Source organism: Caproiciproducens sp. (assembly GCF_053840905.1).
On the sequence record NZ_JBNLXQ010000002.1, the window covers coordinates 95,856 to 111,241 of the forward strand.

Annotated in this window: 16 protein-coding genes; all 16 read right to left on the reverse strand. The window is 55.1% G+C overall.

The annotated features are described in order from the left end of the window. Nucleotides 1–13 precede the first annotated feature (13 nt). Entirely contained in the window at nt 14–1,267 is a 1,254-nt protein-coding gene (murA, locus tag ACQGQ5_RS02165; RefSeq protein WP_455734962.1) for a UDP-N-acetylglucosamine 1-carboxyvinyltransferase, read from the reverse strand. Between the two features lie 65 nt (nt 1,268–1,332). Beyond that, a complete protein-coding gene (gene murG / locus ACQGQ5_RS02170; protein WP_455734963.1) occupies nt 1,333–2,454 on the reverse strand; it encodes an undecaprenyldiphospho-muramoylpentapeptide beta-N-acetylglucosaminyltransferase in 1,122 nt (373 codons plus the stop codon). A 38-nt stretch (nt 2,455–2,492) separates the two neighbouring features. Next, nucleotides 2,493–3,596 carry a putative lipid II flippase FtsW gene (gene ftsW / locus ACQGQ5_RS02175; RefSeq protein WP_455735137.1) on the reverse strand — a complete coding sequence of 368 codons (1,104 nt, stop codon included), beginning with the start codon at nt 3,594–3,596 and terminating at the stop codon, nt 2,493–2,495. 236 nt (nt 3,597–3,832) lie between these two features. Then, nucleotides 3,833–4,840, reverse strand: coding sequence for a phospho-N-acetylmuramoyl-pentapeptide-transferase (mraY, locus tag ACQGQ5_RS02180; protein WP_455734964.1), 1,008 nt, complete (start codon nt 4,838–4,840; stop codon nt 3,833–3,835). 81 nt (nt 4,841–4,921) lie between these two features. After that, nucleotides 4,922–5,422 carry a hypothetical protein gene (locus ACQGQ5_RS02185; protein ID WP_455734965.1) on the reverse strand — a complete coding sequence of 167 codons (501 nt, stop codon included), beginning with the start codon at nt 5,420–5,422 and terminating at the stop codon, nt 4,922–4,924. A gap of 26 nt (nt 5,423–5,448) precedes the next feature. Then, complete coding sequence (locus ACQGQ5_RS02190; RefSeq protein ID WP_455734966.1) at nt 5,449–7,668, reverse strand: penicillin-binding transpeptidase domain-containing protein; 2,220 nt, start codon at nt 7,666–7,668, stop codon at nt 5,449–5,451. Nucleotides 7,669–7,798: 130 nt separating this feature from the next. Further along, a complete protein-coding gene (locus ACQGQ5_RS02195) occupies nt 7,799–8,296 on the reverse strand; it encodes a hypothetical protein (protein ID WP_455734967.1) in 498 nt (165 codons plus the stop codon). A 35-nt stretch (nt 8,297–8,331) separates the two neighbouring features. Further along, complete coding sequence (rsmH, locus tag ACQGQ5_RS02200) at nt 8,332–9,258, reverse strand: 16S rRNA (cytosine(1402)-N(4))-methyltransferase RsmH (RefSeq protein ID WP_455734968.1); 927 nt, start codon at nt 9,256–9,258, stop codon at nt 8,332–8,334. 15 nt (nt 9,259–9,273) lie between these two features. Further along, nucleotides 9,274–9,693 (reverse strand): division/cell wall cluster transcriptional repressor MraZ, encoded by a 420-nt coding sequence (gene mraZ, locus ACQGQ5_RS02205; protein ID WP_455734969.1) that lies wholly within the window; start codon nt 9,691–9,693, stop codon nt 9,274–9,276. A gap of 236 nt (nt 9,694–9,929) precedes the next feature. Continuing rightward, nucleotides 9,930–10,403, reverse strand: coding sequence for an ATP synthase subunit B family protein (locus ACQGQ5_RS02210; RefSeq protein WP_141827642.1), 474 nt, complete (start codon nt 10,401–10,403; stop codon nt 9,930–9,932). Beyond that, nucleotides 10,396–10,896: a pantetheine-phosphate adenylyltransferase gene (coaD, locus tag ACQGQ5_RS02215; protein ID WP_455734970.1), complete on the reverse strand. Its 501-nt coding sequence runs from the start codon at nt 10,894–10,896 to the stop codon at nt 10,396–10,398. The genes ACQGQ5_RS02210 and coaD overlap by 8 nt, the downstream gene beginning before the upstream one ends. Then, a complete protein-coding gene (gene rsmD, locus ACQGQ5_RS02220; RefSeq protein ID WP_455734971.1) occupies nt 10,893–11,444 on the reverse strand; it encodes a 16S rRNA (guanine(966)-N(2))-methyltransferase RsmD in 552 nt (183 codons plus the stop codon). Before rsmD ends, coaD begins: the two co-directional genes overlap by 4 nt. A 68-nt stretch (nt 11,445–11,512) precedes the next feature. After that, nucleotides 11,513–13,369, reverse strand: a complete 1,857-nt coding sequence (gene uvrC, locus ACQGQ5_RS02225; protein ID WP_455734972.1) for an excinuclease ABC subunit UvrC — start codon at nt 13,367–13,369, stop codon at nt 11,513–11,515. 95 nt (nt 13,370–13,464) lie between these two features. After that, entirely contained in the window at nt 13,465–13,728 is a 264-nt protein-coding gene (locus ACQGQ5_RS02230) for an HPr family phosphocarrier protein (RefSeq protein WP_038323319.1), read from the reverse strand. Between the two features lie 256 nt (nt 13,729–13,984). Further along, on the reverse strand, nt 13,985–14,752 hold the full coding sequence (gene trmD, locus ACQGQ5_RS02235; RefSeq protein WP_455735138.1) for a tRNA (guanosine(37)-N1)-methyltransferase TrmD: 768 nt from the start codon (nt 14,750–14,752) through the stop codon (nt 13,985–13,987). Next, a complete protein-coding gene (gene rimM / locus ACQGQ5_RS02240) occupies nt 14,742–15,269 on the reverse strand; it encodes a ribosome maturation factor RimM (RefSeq protein ID WP_455734973.1) in 528 nt (175 codons plus the stop codon). The genes trmD and rimM overlap by 11 nt, the downstream gene beginning before the upstream one ends. Nucleotides 15,270–15,386 lie beyond the last annotated feature (117 nt).

Sequence of the window (15,386 nt, forward strand, 5' to 3'; positions counted from 1 at the left end):
TCCGGTAGTGGGATTAAATTCTTTTAATGTCCGCTCCCAGCATAGCCAGGCTCTTTTCAATGCTCTCGTAGCCGCGGTCCAGATGCTTCAGGCCGGAAATCAGCGTGGTGCCCTGCGCCGCGAGCCCCGCTACCACCAGGGCGGCTCCGCCGCGCAGATCCGCGGCCTCCACCGGCGCGCCGGACAGCCGGCCGACTCCCTCGACGATCGCGACGCGCCCCTCCACCTTGATATTGGCTCCCAGGCGCATCAGCTCTCCGACATGCTTATAGCGGCTCTCAAAGATATTTTCAACAAAAATACTGGTGCCGTCCGCCAGCGTGGTCATCGCCATCACCGGCGCCTGCGCGTCGGTCGGAAACCCGGGGTACGGCATCGTCCGGACGCTTTTGACTCTTCCCAGCCGTTTCGGCGCCGTTATTTTCATATTGTGATCCAGAATATCGATCTGGCACCCGCATTCTTCAAAAACGGGGATGACCGGCGCAATATGTTCGGGGATCACACTGGCAACCGTGAGCGTGCTGCCGGTGATCGCGGCCGCCGTTAAATAGGTCGCCGCCGCGATGCGGTCGGGGATCACGCTGTGTTCACACCCCGTCAGACCCCCGACCCCTTCAATGACGACGGTGCTTTCCCCGGCTCCCTGGATTTTCGCGCCGCAGGAATTCAGGAAATCGGCCAGGTCCCAGATTTCGGGTTCGCGCGCCGCGTTGGTGATGACCGTGGTCCCTCTTGCGCGGCTGGCCGCGATGATGATGTTTTCCGTCGCCCCCACGCTTGGGAACGACAGATTGATACAGGCCCCCTGAATCCCGTTCGGCGCGCTGCATTTCAGACAGCCGTGGTCTTCGTTAATGATGACTCCCATTTTCCGCAGCGCCAGAAGGTGCAGGTCAATAGGTCTGGGGCCAAGCTCACAGCCGCCGGGGAAGGAAAGCTCCGCTTTTCCCATCCGGCTGACGATCGCTCCCAGAAAAATAATGGAGGAGCGCATTTCGCGCATCAGAAGGTCCGGGATCTCATCTTCGTTTGCGCTGCTCGGGTCAATGGTCACGTCGCTTCCGAAGCGTTCCACACGGCAGCCGAGGTACCGCAGAATCTTTAAGGATGTGTCCACATCCGACAAAATAGGACAATTATGTAGTATGCATTGGCCACTACAGAGTAAAGAAGCCGCCATCAGAGGCAATGTGCTGTTTTTTGCGCCGTGGATATGGATTTCACCCTGTAATTTATTCGGTCCCTGTATTAAAAGCTCTGACATAACAACACCCCCACATAGTCTAATCACATACTATGCGGTCTTTTGTTCTGCTGTGAATTGCTTTCTCAGGCGCCTGCCAATACCTCTTTCATGATTTTGTAAATTCGTTCGTTGGTATCAAGAATCGCCATACTGTGCGCGTTTTCCCCCAGCGACCGGATGGTTTCGGGCTGCCGGAAAAGGTCGTCCACCATTTTGCACAGGGCCGGGCCGGAAAGATCTTTTTCCTCCAAAATGGCGGCCGCTTTACGGCTGACCATGGCCATGGCGTTGTGATACTGATGATTTTCCGCCACATTGGGCGACGGAACCAGAATAGCCGCTTTCCCCTGCGCCTGCAGCTCGCTGAGAGAGATCGCTCCCGCGCGGCAGATCACAAGATCCGCGGCGGCAAGGCATTCGGGCATATTGTTGATATATTCCCGGACATCGATATTGGGATGCTCCGGCAGATTCAGCCCCTTTTCCTTCAGCAGGTCGGGAAACCATCCGCCCCACTGGCCGTAGCCGTGAATATGCTGGAAACGGTCCGTTTGCGCGCTTTTGACAAGCAGGTCGGCAGCGGCCTCGTTGATTTTACGGGCGCCGAGGCTTCCGCCGAACGAAAGGATCATCGGACGCTTGTCCAGGTGCAGCGCTTTGCGGGATTTCTCCCGGTCCGCACGGATGACGGCCTGTCTCACCGGGTTGCCGGTAAGCACGCATCTGGCCGCCGGGTCAAGATATTTCTGAGCGTCCAATACCGCGAGCATCGTCCTGTCCGCGTGTTTGGAGAGCATTTTATTGGTCACTCCCGGAAACGCGTTCTGCTCGTGGATGACCGCCGGGATTTTCATCTTCATCGCTTCGCGCAGGACCGGCCCGGCTACATAGCCGCCGGTACCCACACAGAGATCGGGCCGAAACTCCCGAATGATTTTGCGGGCCTCCCGGCTCGAAGTAAAAACGTGGACCACGGTCTTTGCGTTTTTTTTGATATTTTTCCAGTTCAGCTTACGCTGAAAGCCGGAAATGGTGATGCTTTCAAAATCGAAGCCCGCGGCGGGAACCAGCCGTTCCTCCATACCGCCCTTCGCGCCGACGTAAAGGATCTGTGCGTCCGGCTCCTTTTCACGAAGATACCCGGCAATGGCAAGCGCCGGGTTGATATGCCCCGCGGTGCCGCCGCCGGCAAATAAAACTTTCATGGCAATACCCCTTTTATATTGACCGCCAATGGCGGGTGTTAAGTTTTTTCGATCGCCGACGTTCGCGAGATGGAGAGCACGATTCCCATCTCCGCCAGCAGGATGACCAGCGACGTGCCCCCGTAGCTGAAAAACGGCAGGCTGATACCGGTGTTCGGAATGGTGTTGGTCACAACGGCGATATTCAGGACCACCTGAAGTCCGACCTGAACGACCAGCCCGATCCCGAGCAGCATGCCGAATTTATCCTTCGCCTTGAGCGAAATGGTGATGCCGCGCCAGACCAGCATGGCAAACAGGATGATGATGATCAGCGCGCCGATGAAGCCCAGCTCCTCACAGACGATCGCAAAGATGAAGTCGTTCTGCGGTTCGGGAAGATACAGGTATTTCTGTCTCGACTGGCCGAGCCCCAGCCCGAGCAGGCCGCCGGAGCCGATTGCGTAAAGCGACTGCCGCGTCTGCCAGGTGTCCTCCATAATCGCCTTGCTCGCCGTGGAAAAGGGGTCCAGCCAGGCGACGATACGGTCGTTGGCGTAGCTGAATTTCTGCGTGAACAGGACCAGGTAAGCGACCGCCGCGCCGGCGCCGCCGAACGCAAGCCCGAACCAGCGCAGGCGGACTCCGCCGATAAACAGCATCACCCCGGCCAGAAGCACCATGATGACGGTGGCGGAAATATGAGGCTCCAGCACCAGCAGGCCGACTGTGGCGCCAAGAATCAGAATATATGGCAGAACGCCGTACCGAAAGGTATCCATCCGTTTGAAATTGAGGGAAATCAGGTGGGAAAACACCAGTATCACCGTGAATTTGGCCAGCTCGGACGGCTGAAACTGCCCCAGCGGGCCCAGATCGATCCAGCGGTGAACGCCGTTGATACGCGGCATAAAAAGCACAAGGGCCAGCATCATAAAGGACAGAAGGAGAAAGGGAACGGCGAACTTGTGCAGATGGTGATAGTCGAAATACGAGATAAAAATCATTGCGGTAACGCCCAGAACCGCAAAGACAGCCTGGCGGCTGATAAAGAAATAGCTGCTTCCATGGCGATAGTACGCGTTGGCATAGCTCGCCGAAAAGAGCATCACCAGACCGATGACAAGCAGGGTGAGAATCAAAAACAAAAAGGGCATATCCATGCCTGAACGCACGGAAAAGATCCGGAACTTTTTCCGGATTCCGTTTGGTACCGACTCCCTGGTGTCCTCTTCTTTTTTCCGGGAACCGCGGGGGGCGGTATGGTCTTTTTCTTTTGTTCTCGTCATGGTATCCCCCTTTTTCCGTCTCAGGGCGTGCACTCCTGTCTATTTAAGCATATGGAAAACAAAATATTTGTCACAATTAAATACTGCGCGCGCACGGCGAAAATATTCGGTCAAAATCCATAATATACGAGAAGGGCGGAGCCGATGCCGAACAGCACCGTCACCAGACCGAACACGCGGCAGATTTTCAGCTCTCCCCATCCGCACATTTCAAAGTGGTGATGAATCGGGCTCATTTTAAAGAGCCGCTTTCCGTGCGTGGCCTTAAAGTAGGACACCTGAAGCACGACGGAAAGAATTTCGCAGATATAAATAATACCGAGCGGCAAAATCAAAATCGGAAGATTCAGCCCGAAGCCGAGGGCGCACACGATCCCGCCCAGGAAAAGCGAGCCGGTGTCCCCCATAAAGACCTTTGCCGGGTTCATGTTCCAGATCAGGAAGCCGAGGCACCCGCCCGCGGCAGCGGCGGCGAAAATACTGATCCCGTGAATGCCGATCATGCCGGCGATCAGCATGAAAAAAAGGCTTACGAAAAAAGTAACCGTGGCGTTCAGCCCGTCGATGCCGTCCGTGAAATTGACGGCGTTCACCATTCCGACAATGCCGAGCAGCGCGATCACCCAGTACCAGACGCCCAGGTCAACGCTGCCCACAAACGGGATCAGCGTGGCCGAGGTGCTTCCGGCCAGGCGCAGCGAATAGAGATAGGCGGCCGCGATGATAAACTGCAGAACGAGTTTCTGACGCACGTTCAGCCCCAGATTGCGCTTTTTGACAACCTTGATATAATCGTCGAAAAATCCGACCGCCCCAAAGCCGATTGCCATCAGCAGGCCGCCGAAAACTTTCGTCCTCATCATCATTTCCAGGGAATTCTTTTCGGTCACGCTGTAATAAAGCGGCACACAGACCAGAACGGCGGCGGCAATCCCGATCATAAACATAAAGCCGCCCATCGTCGGGGTACCGTTTTTCTTCTGGTGCCACCTGGGGCCGACCTCACGGATCGTCTGGCCGAAATTGATTCTGTGCAGAAAAGGTACCATCCATCTGCCCAGCAGAGCAGTGATTCCAAAGGAAAGAATAACCGCGGAAAGGATCCAAACCGAGTTCATATGTTCTGACTCCACCTTTTTATCGTTGTCGCCCGCACGCAAAGTACGAGCATCCTATTATACCATAATTCCTCTGTCTTTTTAATCCCCGATTTTAAGGCTGTTCAGCGCGTCGAGCACCTCGGCAAACGAAATCCCGCAGGCAATCGCCGCCGCGGCGGCGGCCAGCGCGGGACCGACCCGGTCCAGGCTGTCGGCCGCGAGCCTGACCCGGCCGATCACGCCGACCCCGATCATTTCAAAGGCGGCAAACCCTTCCGGAAGCTTCCGGATATTTCTCGCCGTAAAGTCCGCGCTGTCGCTGACCGTGGAATAAGTAAGCGGCTTCAGGGCGGCGATTTCGGGCATGGCGGAAAAGGCGTAGTCCGCCACGCAGACCGCAAATCCGTCGGCGGCCGAGCTCTGTGCGTCGCAGAGAAGCAGAACCGCGGGCTGCACATCCTCCGGAACACTTTCCCCCGCCGGCGCGAGCAAATAATTTTCGTGGCCGCAGAAAGCCAGAATATCGTTCAGCACCGAAATAGTATGCCCCTTTTTATCGCTTACAGCAATCAGCTTTTTCGCTGAATGAAAGTTTCCCAAAATTGTCATCCCCCTGCTCTAAATGATTACTCCACCTGATTCGGCTCTATAAATCCGACGGTTACCACTGTTCCGGGCGCCACCTTGGCGCCCTCGGCAATACTCTGTGAATTGGAAACCGGGTTGATCCCGTTGGTCAGCGCCGCACCGGAGATACTGATATTGATTCCCGCGTCCGCGGCCTTCTTGTTGGCGGCGGAAAGGGAAAGCCCGGTCAGCTTCGGCACCGTGACCGTCTTGCCGGAGTCCGAATCGTCCGTAAACAGCACCACCGTACCGTTCTGCGGAATAGTTTTGCCCGGTTCCGGAACCTGAGAAACAACTTTGTCCCCGCTTCCGTTAACCTTCGGCGTCAGCTTCATCTTGGCCAGCTCCGCTTTGGCCGCCGGAATGGTCTTTCCCACAACGTCCGGAGCGTTTACGTCAAGCTTCGCCAGCTCCGAATCGGTATATTTGCGTTCCACGCCGAGGTACGGCAGGATTTCCTCCATCGTTCTGGAGAAAACAGGCCCGGCTACGGCGGCGCCGTAGTAGCTGTCGCCGTGCGGTTCGTCAAAGAACACCAGCATGGCTACCTGCGGATCGTCCGCGGGGGCAAAGCCCAGATAGGACGCGATGTACTGCATGGTCCCGGTCTTCTGGAACACATCCATCTTCTGGGACGTACCGGTCTTTCCGCCGACGCGGTAGCCGGGCAGATAGCCGTTTTTCGCCGTGCCGATGGTGGCGTTGGTCTGCAGGATCTTGCACATGCGCTGGGAAATGTCGGTGGAAATCACCTGACGCTTCGGCGTTGTATCGGCGGTTTTCACGATATTTCCGTCGGCGTCGATAATCTGGCTGACCACATGGGGCTGCACCATATAACCGCCGTTGGCGACCGCGGAGGCCGCGGTAATCATCTGAATCGGCGTAATGCTGAAGTTCTGCCCGAAGGATTCCGTGGCAAGCTCCACGGGATTCAGCTGGGCGGCGGTATAATAGATGCTGCGCGACTCGCCGGGCAGATCGATGCCCGTCTTGGCCGTCAGGCCGAACGCGGTAAAGTATTTAAAGAAATTGTCGGGGCCCAGCCTTTCGCCGAGCTGTACGAAAACCGGATTGCAGGAATTGCAGAGTCCCTGCACAAAGGTTTCGCTGCCGTGGCCGTACGACCTCCAGCAGTGAATCGTTCTGTCGGACACCTTGATGGAGCCGCTGCAGAAGAAGGTCGAGTTTTCATTGACCACGCCCTCTTCCATCGCGGAGGAGCCCGTCACCATTTTGAAAACGGAACCGGGATAATAGGTATCGCTGACCGACTTGTTTCTCCACTGCTTTTCCTGCGCGGCCTTCAGAGCGGCGGTTTTCTCTTTTCCCTCGGGCATCGCGGCGATCTGGGCGGCCTCTGTCTGGTCGGCCACGACAAACGGATTGTTCGGGTCGAAGTCCCCTTTGACCGCCATCCCCAAAATCGCGCCGTTCTTCACGTTCATGACGATCGCGCAGGCGCGGTTGCCGACCTTGTTGGTGATAACGCCTTCCTCCAGATTTTTCTCAAGGAAGTGCTGCACCACCTCGTCGATGGTCAGCACAAGGCTGGAACCGTTCTGCGCTTCCACCTTCTGCTCATACTGAAAGGGCATATCCGTCCCGATGGCGTTTTTCGCGGTGACCAGCTTTCCCGGCACGCCGGTCAGATAGCTGTCGTACTGCTTCTCAATGCCGTAAAGTCCCTGGCTGTCCGTACCGGTAAAGCCCAGAACGGAAGCCGCGAACGCCCCGTACGGATAATATCTTTTATAGTCCTCGATCAGCCGGATTCCGCTGCCGATGTCGTTGTCCGCCTTAAACTTGAGGACCTCATCCTTCACATCCGTTTCCACCTTGCGCTTGAGCTCGTCGTAATATGTTTTTTTCTTGCTGCGCTCGATGATTTCGTTTTTGTCCATGCCCAGAATCTTCGCCAGGCCGTCCGCGATTTTTTCCCGGTTCTTATCCGTGATGAACGCGGGCTCCAGCACCACCTTCCACACGGTGGCGCTCTGGGCGAGCGGCTTCATGTTGCAGTCGTAGATCGTACCGCGCTGGGCGCTGATGGAGGTATCCTTCAGCTGCTGGTCGACCGCGCGGGTCTGAAGGCTTTCCCCCTCCACCAGCTGCAGTCGGGCAAGACTGAAAATAATCGCGCCGAAGCCGACGGCGATCAGCACGACCAGCACAAAGATCGTACGGCGCCACATTCTGATTGTCGTCCCTTTTGCCATTACTGTTCCTCCAAAAAGACTATGTTACAAAAATGAGAGTCAAGATTTGCTCTCAACTCTCCTTTTTCGCATACCAAACCAAACATCTCAACAAATTTGGGTAGTAATACTTATTGATCAATTATTTTTTTTATGACAATAATTGCAGGATAGAGTTCCAAAGCGAGGCGAGCCAGTTTTCATCCCCGCTCTTCTGGACGACCTGCGTTTTATCCCCCTTGGAAAGGGAGATCGGCTCCACCTGATTCTGTTCTACTTTTTTCAGGCCGAGCTGATTGGTCGCATAGTTTTCCACGGTCTGCAGGGAAAGCTGGGAGTCGGACTTCATTTGCAGCTGCGTATAGACGCTTTCGCTTTCGTTGAGCGTTTTTGTCGCGGCGTTCAAATCCTCGGTCAGCTCGGTCAGCTGTACCTGTCCGTAAACCATGGTTCCCACCACACCGACTATAATGGCAAAGGTCAGGAAAGTGGATACGGCGCGGAAGAAATCGGTTTTCGTTCTTCTGTTTTGCTCCAGTTTTTCCTTGGGAAGTTCTATAATATTGCTTTTTCTGGAGGGTTCCTGCTGCTGTCGTTTGGGTTCGAACAATGCAAAATCATACGCTTCGTTGCTGTTTGGAGAAGCCATATTTTCACTTCCTGTCGTAAAATTGAACAGATGCTTTATAATTTTATGCAGACGCGGAGCCTTGCGCTCCGGCTGCGGGGATTTTCTTTCAGCTCCGTCTCTCCCGGCGCGAGGCCTTTTTTGTAGAGCAGCTCCGCTTTCGGCTTTTTGCCGCACACGCAGACCGGAAAATCCGGCGGGCAGGTACAGCCCGTACACCAGGAAGCCATGCGCTGCTTTACGATTCTGTCCTCCAGCGAGTGGAACGTAATGACCGCGAGCCTTCCGCCGGGCTTTAAGATGGAAAAGGCGGCGTCCAGTCCCTCGGACAGCCTGTCCAGTTCCCCGTTGACCGCGATTCTGAGCGCCTGAAAGGTTTTCCGGGCGGGATGCCCCTGTTCGCGGCGGACCGCCGCGGGGACGGATTCCTTAATGATCTCCGCAAGCTCTAGGGTCGTCCGGATCGGTTTCTGTTCCCGGGCCTTTACGATTCCCTTCGCGATGCCGCGCGCGTTCCTGTCTTCGCCGTAACGGCTGATAATCTGCGCAAGCTCCTGCCACGAGAGGCTGTTGACCAGATCCGCGGCGGAAACGCCCGTCCGGCTCATGCGCATGTCAAGGGGCGCGTCCGAATGGTAGGAGAACCCGCGCTCCGGGTTGTCCAGCTGATAGGAGGACACCCCTATATCGAGTAAAACGCCGTCGGCGGGGACAAGCTTCAGGCTTGCCGCCACTTCGGCCATTTCGGAGAAATTCGCCTGATAAACCGTGGAACAGCGGTAGGATTTCAGTCTTTCAGTTACGGCTCTGACCGCGTCGGGGTCCTGATCGATGGAAAGGAGCCTGCCCGTAGTCAACCGGTCCGCAATGGCCTGCGAATGCCCTCCGCCGCCCGCGGTCCCGTCGATATAGACGCCGTCCGGATGAATATCGAGGCTTTCAATGGTTTCATCAAACAAAACCGGCTTATGAAGAAATTCCATACTGATACCGCCCGCCTAAAGCTCAAGCATATCCATTGCCTCGGCTATGCTTTCCTCTGTCAAATTGGAATTGAAGTCGTTCCAGCGTTTGCTGTCCCAAATTTCCGCCCGGCTTGACGTCCCGATGAAGGTCACGTCCTTTGTAAGCTGCGCGTGGTCGCGCAGGACCTGCGGAATGAGGATACGCCCCTGCTTGTCCGGTTCGACTTCCGCCGCGCCGGAAAAGAAAAAGCGCTGAAGGCCCCTCGCTTTGGAAATCGGCATTGCCTTTACCTTGTCCTGGAGCCTTGTCCACTCCTCGGGTGAAAGCACAAACAGACAGCCGTCCAGCCCCTTTGTGATGTAAAAATGCTCGCCCAGATCCTCACGGAATCTGGCCGGAACGATCACACGGCCCTTCGCGTCTATATTATGTTGGTACTCGCCGATCAACATTGCAAGCCACTTTTCGGGTAAAAGCACGTCTTGAAAACCACTTTGTGCTACTTACCCCCACCTTTCACCACTTGTGTTTTGATTATAGCGTATTTATTTTTAAAATGCAACTGTTATTTTTTTGATTATGTCAACCAAATTCCCTTGCTTTTGCATATAAAATCCTATGTTGGTGCAGTAAAAAACCACGATACAAGATCTTGTACCGTGGTTTTTTAAAAATTGGAAAATTTTGTTTAATTTTGGCCGGAGCGCTGGGACGCTTTTATATTCTGCCTGGTCTGGCGAAGCTCCGCAAGGTTGGCGGCGAGACCGTCGTCCGTGCGTTTCATCAGATCGTCTATGTAATCGTTGGAGGCCTTGCGCATTTCCCGGAATTTCGCCTGCGCCTGACTGAGCAGGTCGTTGGCCTTCTGCTGTGCCTGTTTGACGATTTCATCCTGGTTTACCATGGCCTTGGCGCGTTCCTCCGCCACGCGGACGACGGTCTCGGCCTCGCGCTTTGCGTCGCTGATGATCTGCGCGCGGTCCGCGCAGATCGCCTTTGCCTGCCGGATTTCCTGCGGCAGGCTTTCGCGGATTTCATCAAGGATCTGTTTTACCTCGTCGCCGTCCAGCACCGCGCGTCCGCGGCTGAGGGGAAGGCTCCAGGCCTTCTCTACCATATCGTACAGTTCGTCGATTAAATCTTCGGTGTTTAACTCACTCATCGTGTGATTCCTCCCCTGCATTTAATCTTTCTTTGATGTCGCTCAAAATACACCCCGGCACGAAATTGGAAATATCCCCGCCGAAACGGGCGATCTGTTTGACAATGCTGGAGCTTAAAAACATATTTTCGGCGCTTGTGGTCAGGAACATGGTTTCCAGACTGGGATTCAGCTTTTTATTGGTAAGCGCCTGCTGAAATTCATATTCAAAGTCCGACAGGGCCCGCAGCCCCTTGACAATTGCCGTCACGCCGCGCTCGCGGGCGTAATCGGCAAGCAGCCCGTCGAAACCGACCACTTCCACATCAGCCATCTCACAGGTGCAGCGTTTCAGGAGCTCGATTCTTTCCTCCACCGTGAACATCGTGTGCTTTTCCGGATTTACCAGAACGGCGACAATGGTTTTGTCAAAAACCTTGCGTGACCGGTTGATAATGTCCAGATGGCCTAAGGTAACCGGGTCGAAGCTGCCCGGGCAAATTGCAATTTTCATAATTCGGTCACGTCCTTATGTCTGTATAGGGTAAGCTGGATTTTGCCGTGGCGGTAGCCGCGGGCACGGATAAAATCGCCCGCTGTTTCCGGCAGTTCCTCGTCGCGGGGATGCTCGCAGATAATGGTCCCGCCCGTGTTCATCACCTGAGCGGTCATCGGCAGCGCCCGCTGAAGCAGCCCGGTACGGTAGGGCGGGTCCAGAAACGCAAGATCAAAGCGCTCGCGGTCCTGCAGCAGAAAAGCGGCAAAATCCATGGTTTTGATCACCGCGTTTCCGGCAAGGCCGGTATGCTCCAGATTTTTCTCCACGACAGCAATGGAATTCCTGCTCGCATCGACAAAAACCGCCTGCTTTGCGCCGCGGCTCAGCGCTTCGATCCCAAGCTGACCGGAACCGGCAAAAAGGTCCAGCACCCGTCTGCCCTCAATCTGGAACTGAATGGCGCTGAACAGCGCTTCCTTGACTCTCTCCGGCGTAGGACGGACGCTTTCGCCCTCCAGTGTGGTCAGCCGCGAACCGCGGGCAGACCCGGTGATTACTCTCATATATGGATCTCCTTAAAAATTACAAAATAATCCTATAACCGTTATTATCCCATTATAAAGGCGCTGTGTCAACTTTTTTCCTCTTCGGGATGGAAATAACGGAACAGACTCTGCGCGGACGGTTTCGTCATCCCCGGCGCGGCGTTCAGCTCCGCCAGATCCGCGTTCCGGATCGCCCGGATGGTCTTGAAGTGCTTTAACAGCGCTTTGGCGCGGGCCTGTCCCACACCCTCGATAGAGGTCAGTTCGGAGGAAATGGTTGTCTTTTTGCGCGCCTGCCTGTGGTATCCAATGGCAAAACGGTGCACCTCGTCCTGAATGGAAGAAACCAGCGTAAAGGCCTTGCGGTTGGAATTGATGGCGATTTCTCCCCCGTCGGACGCAATGGCCCGGGTGCGGTGCTTGTCGTCCTTGACCATACCGAAAAGCGGGATCTTCAGCCCCGCGGCTTCCAGCACGGGCCGGACCGCGCCGACATGCCCCTTGCCGCCGTCCAGCAGGATCAGGTCCGGCAGGCGCCCGAAGCCGTCGGTAATATTTTTTCCCCGTGCGTCGAAATATTCATGAAAGCGGCGTTCAATTACTTCCTGCATGGAAGCGTAGTCATCCTGTCCCTGCACCGATTTGATTTTGAATTTCCGATAGGCGGATTTCAGCGGCCTTCCGTTTTCAAACACAATCATGCCCGCCACGTTCTCGCTGCCGGCAAGGTTCGAGATATCGTAGGATTCAATATAGAGAGGCGGCTGTTCCAGCCCCAGAAGCCGGCCGAGCTCGTCCAGGGCGGAGGCTTCCCGCACGGTCCGGCCCGTGGCCTGAGCCACCTGCTCCGCCGCGTTGTTGCGGCACATCTCCACAAGCCGGGCCTGTTCGCCCTTCTGCGGAACGGTGACCGTCACTTTTCTTCCCGCCTTCTGCGTCAGCCATTCCCCCAGAAGCTCCGTGTTTTCTGCCGGGCCGTCCAGGCAGACGCGCGGCGGAATCCGGTCGCGCATGGTATAATAGCGCTCTATAAATTCCCCGCGGGCAACCTTTGGATTTCCGGTTTCCCCCATTAAAAAAGTTTCGCGGTCGCAGAGGCGGCCGTTGAGAAAACGAAAAACTTCAAAGCAGCTTGTTTCGGCGCCCTGTGCCAGCGCGATGATATCCTGCTCCGGCACGCGCGCGGCCACCACCTTCTGCCGGTCGCTCATGCGCCTGATGGCCGTCAGGCGGTCGCGGATGCGCGCGGCGCGTTCAAATTCCAGCGCCTCGGCGGCGTCGTTCATCTTTTTTTCCAGCTGGCGCATGCTTTTGGCACTGCCGCCGCGCAGGAAATCGATGGCTTCCTCCACGTACTCGTTGTACTCCTCTTCGCCGATCCTCCCGCGGCACGGCGCGCAGCACTGCTTGATATAATAATTCAGGCACGGCCTCGCTTTGCCGATATCCTGCGGAAACCTGCGCGAGCAGGACGGCAGCCGGAAAATCTTCAGCGCCTCGTCGATGGCTTCCTTGGTCGCCCACGAGCTGACGTAAGGACCGATGTAATTCGCGCCGTCGTCAAGGATCTGCTTTGCCTGTGAAATCCTTGGCCACGGCCCGGAGGTAATCTTAATATAATGATAGCCCTTGTCGTCCTTCAACAGGATGTTGTATTTCGGGGTGTGCTGCTTGATCAGGCTGCACTCCAGCACCAGGGCCTCGAATTCGCTGTCCGTCAGAATATACTCAAAATACTCCACGTTGGCGACCATGCGGCGCACTTTCTCGTCGTGGTTCTTTTCGGAGCCGAAATACTGGCTGACGCGGTTTTTCAGCGCCTTTGCCTTGCCGATATAAATGATCTTGCCCGACTTGTCGTGCATAATGTAGACGCCGGGGCTGAGCGGAAGGCGCATGGCGCGGCTTCGAAGCTCCCTGATATGTTTTTCATGATCTGTCATGATACCCTCCTCTGCTGCGCAACCCGGAACAATCGGCACGGGTTGTAAATACAAAAAAGCACCGCCGGTTAAGCGGTGCTGTTTGGCAGAATAAATTACTCGGTAAAACCGGACTGAACCAATTCTACAAGGCTGTTTACCGCCTCTTCTTCATCCGTGCCGTCCGCAATGATGCGGATGGTGGTCCCTCCGACAATCCCAAGGGACAAAACGCCCAGAAGGCTTTTCGCGTTCACGCGTCTTTCTTCTTTTTCCACCCAGATAGAAGATTTGTATTCATTTGCCTTTTGAATAAAAAAGGTAGCGGGGCGCGCGTGAAGACCCACTTGATTCTGAACCAGTACTTCTTTAACACACATTACTTCATTCACTCCTAAACAGAAAAGTCATTTCCGCAAAACCAATCATTAATAAATAAAAAATATCAGTTTCATTGTTATTTTTCTATGATTCACAGTTATTATATCACAATTCAGCATACCGTCAACTAAATAAAAAAACTTTGGATTGATGACTGAATCGGGTGGATTATGTTCGGCATTACTTTGTGCAATGTGCCATAATTGTTGAAAACTTTTGTTTTCTCTGCTGTACTGTTCCCATTTTTCTTCCGGTTCATGCTTCGTTTCCGTTTTCCGTTTCGATTTTTTTCGTCCCGGAAAGCAGTTTGGTTAAAAACTCCGTGTCCTCTTTTGTCAGATCGGCCTTTTCCAGCAGTTCCGGTCTTTTCCGCAAGGTGCGCAGAATCGACTGCTGCCGACGCCATTTTCTCACATTTTCATGATGGCCCGTCATCAGTTCGTCCGGGACCCTGGCCCCGCGCCACAGTGCCGGGCGGGTATACTGCGGATACTCCAGAAGGGAATGAAAATGGCTCTCCTCCTGAAAGCATTCCTCGCTGGAAAGGACCCCGTCGACCATCCGGCAGACCGAATCCGCCAGCACCAGCGCCGGAAGCTCCCCGCCGGTGAGGACATAGTCCCCGATGGAGATCTCCTCATCCACATACCGGTCGATAACGCGCTCGTCGATTCCCTCGTAATGGCCGCACAGCAGCGCCAGCTCCGGGAGCTGCGCCAGCTCCTTCACACGCTGCTGGGTCAGGGTTTTCCCCTGCGGGGACAGGTATACCAGATGGGGCTTTTTCCCCAGCTTTTCAATTAAATCGTCAATACACAGGGCAATCGGCTCCGCCATGAGCAGCATGCCCATGCCGCCGCCGAACGGGCAGTCGTCGACCCTGTTATGTTTATCATATGCATAATCACGGATTTGGTGGCAGTACACCTCGATCGCGCCTTTTCTGCGCGCCCGCCCGATGATGCTTTCGGACATGACTGCCTCGCACATGTCGGGGAAAAGAGTGAGAAAATCAATCCGCATCATCAAAAATCCCCCTAAGCGGCCGTATCTGCATTTTACCGTTTGTAATATTGATATCTATAATTACTTCTGGTATTGCCGGAATCAAATAGTTCTTCTTGTTTTCCGACGTAATCTGATAAACGTCGTTTGCGCCGGTGCGCATAATTTCCGTCAGGGTCCCGTAGTAGATGCAGGTATCGGCGTCAAAAACCTCCAGCCCGATCAGGTCCTGCATGAAATACCGGCCCTTGTCCAGCTTTACGTCGTCGCGGCTGATGTAGAGAATTTTGCCGCGCAGCGCGTCCCCCTGCTCAACGGTAGAAATCCCCTTCAGCTTTAAAAGCAGCTGCGTTTTGTGGACGCGCGAAGAAGCGACTTCCAGCTTTTGAGCGCCTTTGTCCCAATAGAGCGTTTTGAACAGGGCCAGGAACTCGGCCGAGTCGCACCAGGGGTCCACGCGCAGTTCCCCCTGAAGGCCGTGTGTCCCCACAATTTTACCCGCCTCCAAAAACTGATTGACCATAATTTCCTCCATGAATCAATAGAATTCCCCGCGGCGGCTTTTTTACCCGCCGATTCAGCACAGGACCGTCTGAGAGAGCATCGCCGCAGGCGTCCCGAAAGCGAGAACTCCCCGGTTTACCAGACCTCC

Bases quoted from the DNA above. Each gene is read 5' to 3' on its own strand.
- murA (WP_455734962.1), bottom strand. From the start codon at position 1,267: ATGTCAGAGCTTTTAATACAGGGACCGAATAAATTACAGGGTGAAATC.
- murG (WP_455734963.1), bottom strand. From the start codon at position 2,454: ATGAAAGTTTTATTTGCCGGCGGCGGCACCGCGGGGCATATCAACCCG.
- ftsW (WP_455735137.1), bottom strand. From the start codon at position 3,596: ATGGATATGCCCTTTTTGTTTTTGATTCTCACCCTGCTTGTCATCGGT.
- mraY (WP_455734964.1), bottom strand. From the start codon at position 4,840: ATGAACTCGGTTTGGATCCTTTCCGCGGTTATTCTTTCCTTTGGAATC.
- ACQGQ5_RS02190 (WP_455734966.1), bottom strand. From the start codon at position 7,668: ATGGCAAAAGGGACGACAATCAGAATGTGGCGCCGTACGATCTTTGTG.
- ACQGQ5_RS02195 (WP_455734967.1), bottom strand. From the start codon at position 8,296: ATGGCTTCTCCAAACAGCAACGAAGCGTATGATTTTGCATTGTTCGAA.
- rsmH (WP_455734968.1), bottom strand. From the start codon at position 9,258: ATGGAATTTCTTCATAAGCCGGTTTTGTTTGATGAAACCATTGAAAGC.
- mraZ (WP_455734969.1), bottom strand. From the start codon at position 9,693: ATGTTGATCGGCGAGTACCAACATAATATAGACGCGAAGGGCCGTGTG.
- ACQGQ5_RS02210 (WP_141827642.1), bottom strand. From the start codon at position 10,403: ATGAGTGAGTTAAACACCGAAGATTTAATCGACGAACTGTACGATATG.
- coaD (WP_455734970.1), bottom strand. From the start codon at position 10,896: ATGAAAATTGCAATTTGCCCGGGCAGCTTCGACCCGGTTACCTTAGGC.
- rsmD (WP_455734971.1), bottom strand. From the start codon at position 11,444: ATGAGAGTAATCACCGGGTCTGCCCGCGGTTCGCGGCTGACCACACTG.
- uvrC (WP_455734972.1), bottom strand. From the start codon at position 13,369: ATGACAGATCATGAAAAACATATCAGGGAGCTTCGAAGCCGCGCCATG.
- ACQGQ5_RS02230 (WP_038323319.1), bottom strand. From the start codon at position 13,728: ATGTGTGTTAAAGAAGTACTGGTTCAGAATCAAGTGGGTCTTCACGCG.
- trmD (WP_455735138.1), bottom strand. From the start codon at position 14,752: ATGCGGATTGATTTTCTCACTCTTTTCCCCGACATGTGCGAGGCAGTC.
- rimM (WP_455734973.1), bottom strand. From the start codon at position 15,269: ATGGAGGAAATTATGGTCAATCAGTTTTTGGAGGCGGGTAAAATTGTG.